The sequence below is a fragment of the Streptomyces sp. NPDC046915 genome, from assembly GCF_040644935.1.
GTDB lineage: Bacteria > Actinomycetota > Actinomycetes > Streptomycetales > Streptomycetaceae > Streptomyces.
Genome location: NZ_JBEYXB010000073.1, coordinates 1 through 1,176, shown reverse-complemented (window position 1 = coordinate 1,176; position 1,176 = coordinate 1). Strand labels below are relative to the sequence as shown.

1 protein-coding gene is annotated in these 1,176 nt (G+C 73.6%); it reads right to left on the bottom strand.

Annotation, left to right across the window (positions count from 1 at the left end; all coding sequences use genetic code 11):
- On the bottom strand, positions 1 to 1,176 hold a 1,176-nt coding region (locus ABZ915_RS48775), incomplete at both ends, for a biotin carboxylase N-terminal domain-containing protein (protein ID WP_361817954.1).

Sequence of the window (1,176 nt, the reverse complement as noted above, 5' to 3'; positions counted from 1 at the left end):
TCGGGGGCGAAGGCCGGGTCGGTGACCACCGCGCGGTGGAAGGGGATGGCGGTGGCCATGCCCTCGACCTGGAACTCCTCCAGCGCGCGGGCGGCCCGCTGGAGGGCCTCGGCGCGGGTGCGGCCGGTCACGATCAGCTTGGCCAGCAGCGAGTCCCAGGCCGGGCCGATCACACTGCCCGCCTCCACCCCCGCGTCCAGGCGCACGCCCGGACCCGACGGTGCGTCGAACCGGGTGACCGTGCCGGGGGCGGGCAGGAAGTTGCGGCCCGGGTCCTCGCCGTTGATGCGGAACTCGAAGGAGTGACCGCGCAGGGCCGGGTCGTCGTAGCCGAGGGCCTCGCCGTCGGCGATGCGGAACATCTCCCGCACCAGGTCGATACCGGCGACCTCCTCGGTGACCGGGTGCTCCACCTGGAGGCGCGTGTTGACCTCCAGGAAGGAGATCGTGCCGTCCTGGCCGACCAGGAACTCACACGTTCCGGCGCCGACGTACCCGGCCTCCTTCAGGATGGCCTTCGACGCGGCGTACAGCTCCGCGACCTGCGCCTCGGACAGGAACGGCGCCGGGGCCTCCTCCACCAGCTTCTGGTGGCGGCGCTGCAACGAGCAGTCACGCGTGGAGACCACGACCACGTTGCCGTGGGTGTCGGCCAGGCACTGGGTCTCGACGTGGCGGGGCCGGTCGAGGTAGCGCTCGACGAAGCACTCGCCGCGGCCGAAGGCGGCCACCGCCTCGCGCACCGCCGACTCGTACAGCTCCGGCACCTCCTCCAGCGTCCGGGCGACCTTCAGCCCGCGTCCGCCGCCGCCGAAGGCGGCCTTGATCGCGATCGGCAGGCCGTGCTGCTCCGCGAACGCCACGACCTCCTCCGCGCCGGAGACCGGGTCGGGGGTGCCGGCCACCAGCGGGGCGCCGGCGCGCTGGGCGATGTGACGGGCCGCCACCTTGTCACCGAGGTCGCGGATGGCCTGCGGGGGCGGGCCGATCCAGACCAGGCCCGCGTCGAGCACGGCCTGGGCGAACTCGGCGTTCTCCGACAGGAAGCCGTAGCCCGGATGGATGGCGTCCGCGCCGGACTCCCGGGCGGCCCCGAGGACCTTGCCGATGTCGAGGTAGCTGGTGGCCGGGGTGTCACCGCCCAGAGCGAACGCCTCATCCGCGGCGCGGACATGC